Annotated in this window: 3 protein-coding genes; 2 read left to right on the top strand and 1 reads right to left on the bottom strand. The window is 37.3% G+C overall.

Annotated features, from left to right (window positions below; genetic code table 11):
• Positions 1 to 53: 53 nt before the first annotated feature.
• The gene (locus AB1414_19550) at positions 54 to 218 is read right to left on the bottom strand and encodes a hypothetical protein (protein MEW6609609.1); all 165 of its coding nucleotides are present in this window, start codon (positions 216 to 218) and stop codon (positions 54 to 56) included.
• Between the two features lie 93 nt (positions 219 to 311).
• On the opposite strand from AB1414_19550, the gene dapF reads away from it, so the two are divergent.
• On the top strand, positions 312 to 1,142 hold the full coding sequence (gene dapF / locus AB1414_19545; GenBank protein MEW6609608.1) for a diaminopimelate epimerase: 831 nt from the start codon (positions 312 to 314) through the stop codon (positions 1,140 to 1,142).
• Positions 1,143 to 2,090: a peptidylprolyl isomerase gene (locus AB1414_19540; protein MEW6609607.1), complete on the top strand. Its 948-nt coding sequence runs from the start codon at positions 1,143 to 1,145 to the stop codon at positions 2,088 to 2,090. It abuts the gene before it with no gap.
• Positions 2,091 to 2,245: the final 155 nt, after the last annotated feature.

The raw sequence follows: 2,245 nt of genomic DNA, 5'->3' as shown, positions 1-2,245 counted from the left end.
TTCAACACGACACTAACTTTTGATGGATATTAATACAGGCATTAATAATCCTATCACTTAACTCTTCTTTTCTCCACTTCTCCATCTTCTCCCTTTCTCCTTATTTTTATCCTACCTGAACTCTTACCTTTTCTGTTATCTGATTTATTTCCATATCTTCTCTGTAAACTCTTGCGTCTCTGCGGTAAATTACCACCTGAACGGTTACCAGATTTCATATTCCACCCCCCTTAATCCCCCGCCAGCGGGGGACATCAATTGAGTAGCGACAGAGCACTATTAAAATTTCAGTTGCTTTTTTAAAAAAATAGATGTATAATAAAGTTATGGTTAAAATGTGTTTTACTAAAATGGTTGCCAGTGGAAATGATTTTATCGTGATAGATAATCGGGATGGGGTAATTGATGTTACCCCTGGTTTAGTCAGGAAGATATGTCAGCGTAAGTTTGGTATTGGTGCGGATGGTGTGCTTATTGTTGAGCGGTCAAAACTCGCTGATTTCAGAATGAGAATTATCAACTCCGATGGTTCTGAAGCTGAAATGTGTGGTAATGGGGGAAGATGTATTGCCAGATTTGCTCAAATAAAAGAAATATCAAAAAACAAAATGAAATTTGAAACATTAGCCGGGATAATTTCGGCTGAAGTAACAAACAACCGCGTAAAAGTTAAACTCACAGACCCACTAAATCTTTTCCTCAACAAAAAAATCCGCATAAAAGATAACGAACTGACTGTGCACTGTTTAAATACGGGTGTGCCACACGCTGTTTTAATCCTTGACGAAATAGAAAAGGTAGAGGTGGTAGAATCAGGTAAGCAAATTAGATGGCATCAGGATTTTGCGCCCGCAGGGACTAATGTCAACTTTATTCAGGTAATCGATAACCAGACGATTAGAATAAGAACTTATGAGCGGGGCGTAGAGGATGAAACATTAGCCTGTGGCACTGGCTCAGCCGCCTCGGCTTGTATTTCCTCTATCTTAGAACTTGCAAAACCACCAGTAAAAATAATAACTAAAAGTGGTGAAATCCTTGAGATAGATTTTGAAAAGGATAAAGATGTAATCACTAACCTTTATCTCACAGGCGATGTCCAGATTGTCTATGAAGGAGTAATAATGGAGGTAAAAACATAAATGAAAAAAATAATCTTAGGAGTGGTATTAAGTATTTGTTCATTGCAAGCACAGGCACAGACTAAAACTGTGGTTTTAGTCAATGATGTTCCAATTACAGAGACTAAATTAGTTCAGGCAATGAAACCTTATGAGGCTGAAATTGCGGGTTCGCAAACGGTGTATCTTAAAATCCGTGAAAAGGTGTTAGATGCCTTAATTGAAGAAGAATTGGTTATTCAAGAGGCAAAGGCAAGAAAAATTGAAATTGCCCAGGAGGAAATTGAACAGATTATGAATGTCATCAAAGGCAGATTCGAGTCTGAGGAAAAGTTTAAATTAGCCGTTGAAACAGCAGGAATGAGTATGGAAAAATTTAATGAAAAGGTAAAAAGAGATTTACTTTTCCAGCGAATTAAGGATATAGAACTTAAAAAAAGGCTTACCGTAACTCAAGAAGAAGTAGATAATTTCTGTAAAGATTATGGGGAAAAGGTTCATGCCCAACATATCCTGGTCAACACTGAAAAAGAAGCATTAGATATTCTTCAGAAGGCTCAGTCTGGTGCGGATTTTAGTCAATTGGCGGCGACATATTCTCTCTGTCCATCCCGGCAAATGGGTGGTGATTTAGGTTTTTTTGGTAAAGGACAAATGGTGGCAGAATTTGAACAAGCCGCTTTTTCAATGAATAAAGAAGGGCAATTAAGTGATGTGGTTAAAACCAAATTTGGCTACCATATCATCAGATTTATTGCTAAAAAAAACCCCTCACCAGAAGAAATTACCTCAATCAAAACCGCACTTATGAACGAATTGTTTGGCAGAACATATTTTATTACGGGTAATGGTTTAGATTTTGAAATAAAACGAAATTTAGAAGAGAGATTTCTTGGTCAAAAGTTAGGAGTAGAATATATCATCTGGCTTTTTGAACTTAAAAATAAGGCAAAGGTTGTAAGACCGTAAGCCGCCGTAGGAACAAATTAGAATTGTTGTAACCGTTCAGGGCTATACATTAGAAGTGTAAACAAGGAGAAATGGGGAAAAAGGAGAATTGGAGAAATGGCTCAAACTTTTTCTTGCTCCACCCTTCGGACATCAATCCTGGAGTCTGCGAAATT

It is taken from the genome of bacterium, assembly GCA_040755795.1.
Classification (GTDB): domain Bacteria; phylum UBA9089; class CG2-30-40-21; order CG2-30-40-21; family SBAY01; genus JBFLXS01.
The sequence above is the reverse complement of the archived record's forward strand: the minus strand, read 5'-3'. Positions and strand labels throughout refer to the sequence as shown.